Source organism: Pseudomonadota bacterium (assembly GCA_026388315.1).
GTDB lineage: Bacteria > Desulfobacterota > Syntrophorhabdia > Syntrophorhabdales > Syntrophorhabdaceae > MWEV01.
Genome location: JAPLKA010000107.1, coordinates 1 through 1,793, shown reverse-complemented (window position 1 = coordinate 1,793; position 1,793 = coordinate 1). Strand labels below are relative to the sequence as shown.

The 1,793-nt window shown below is 44.9% G+C and carries 2 protein-coding genes; one reads left to right on the top strand and one right to left on the bottom strand.

Going from position 1 to position 1,793, the window contains the following annotated elements:
* Positions 1-280: gamma-glutamylcyclotransferase (locus NTX75_15075; protein ID MCX5817533.1), on the bottom strand; the 280-nt coding region annotated here is incomplete at its 3' end.
* A gap of 164 nt (positions 281-444) precedes the next feature.
* Here NTX75_15075 and NTX75_15070 point away from each other — a divergent pair.
* The gene (locus NTX75_15070; protein MCX5817532.1) at positions 445-1,686 is read left to right on the top strand and encodes an IS256 family transposase; all 1,242 of its coding nucleotides are present in this window, start codon (positions 445-447) and stop codon (positions 1,684-1,686) included.
* The last annotated feature ends 107 nt before the right edge of the window (positions 1,687-1,793 follow it).

Sequence of the window (1,793 nt, the reverse complement as noted above, 5' to 3'; positions counted from 1 at the left end):
CAAGGCACCGAATATATTCAGCAGGGAATTCATTTATACGAGCATTCTTCAAAATCAATTCCATGTAATATGTCGTCGGTTTCTGATGGCTAATTTCTCTTGTTCCCTTTACTACTTTATAGGTCTTGACGTTACTGATGTCTTTATCTTCGCACTTTACAGTTACCTGTATTTCCTCATAATAGTTGGGATAGCCTTCTTTTTTTCGTATAGTCTCAATGTCGTATGCCTCGTTTATTTCAAATAGTAGCCCATAGACTTTACTATCTGGAAGCTCCATAAGATTTGCAGCTCCGCCATTTCTTCCAGTCGAGTAGTAATTGAAAGATAAGGTAGTGTACAATCTTTTGTGTAAATTTTAAGGAGCCAAAAAGGTAGAAAAAATGGCGCTTTTCCTTTAGAAGGGTTTTTCCCCAAAAACCTAAGCTGAAAGGAGAAAGCGCCATGAAACTGGAAGTAACGGTAGCGGAAATTGCGGAGATTTTCAAGGTAATTCAGGAGCAACCGGAGCAGCTTTTTGAGATGATCCGGTTGGATGTAAGGGAGACCGTTGGGAAGTATTTGACGGCAATGATGGATATAGAACTGACCAAATTTATGGGTCGCGAGGCTTATGTTCGGGTTGCCGGTAACGAAAAGCAGCGTAACGGTTCCTATCATCGTTCTTTCACATTGAAGAATATAGGCGAAGTCCAAGTCAAAGTTCCCCGTGACCGTAAAGGAGAATTCAAGACCGCGGTCATTCCACGGAGCAAGCAATATGAGAATGAGATTGGCCGCGATTTGGGCGCTCTGTTTTTAGGAGGTGTCAGTACCAGGACCCTCTCCATGATTTCAGAGAGGCTGATCGGCCGGAAGATATCTCCGGCGGAGATCAGCAGCGTTAATGTAGAATTGACGGAAGCTGTCTTAAAATGGCGACGGAGAGATTTATCACAGGAGCCGGTCAAATATCTTTTTATAGACGGTGTCCATTTCAATATGCGCCTGGAGCGAAGCATTGAGAGAGTTCCGGTTCTTGTGTCCATTGGCGTGACGGAAACAGGACAGAAACTGGTTTTGAGTTTGCAATCCGGAGACAAGGAATCGGCGCCGTCCTGGCGGGAGTTTTTTAAGGATTTAAAATCACGGGGATTGGACGGAGGAAAAGTTACGTTAGGGATCATGGACGGATTGCCGGGGCTGGAAACAGTCTTCAAGGAAGAGTTCCCACAGGCAAAGACCCAGCGTTGCCAGGTCCATGTGGCTCGGAATGTCCTGGCCAAGGTGCCGAAGAAGTTCAAACAGGAAGTGGCGGATGATCTACGTTCCATCTTCTACGCCCCTTCACTTGAGAAATCTTGGGCATATTTTGATGCCTTCCGGCAGAGATGGCAAAAGAGCGTGCCCTCTGCGGTTGAATGCCTGGAGCGGAGCATTGATGCCTGTTTGACCTTTTTTAACTTTCCTCCGGAAGAATGGATCTCATTAAGAACGACCAATATTGTTGAGCGGCTAAATAAGGAGTTCAGAAGAAGAACAAGGCCGATGGAGATCTTGGCTGGGGAGGCGGCTTGTTATCGGATACTGGCTTTTATTTGTCTGAAAATGGAATTGCATTGGCGGTCAAACCCTGTAGGAAAAGTGCGTAAGAACCTGCCTTTCTTCAACGAATTGGCCTATGAAAATTTTACACAAAAAACTTGACAGTACCAAATATTGCGAGCTGGTTGCTTATAGTTAACGGTGTTCCGCCAAGAAAGTGTAGATTTGAAAACCCTACTTCAGAAGACATATTTGAACTGCCATGGGAT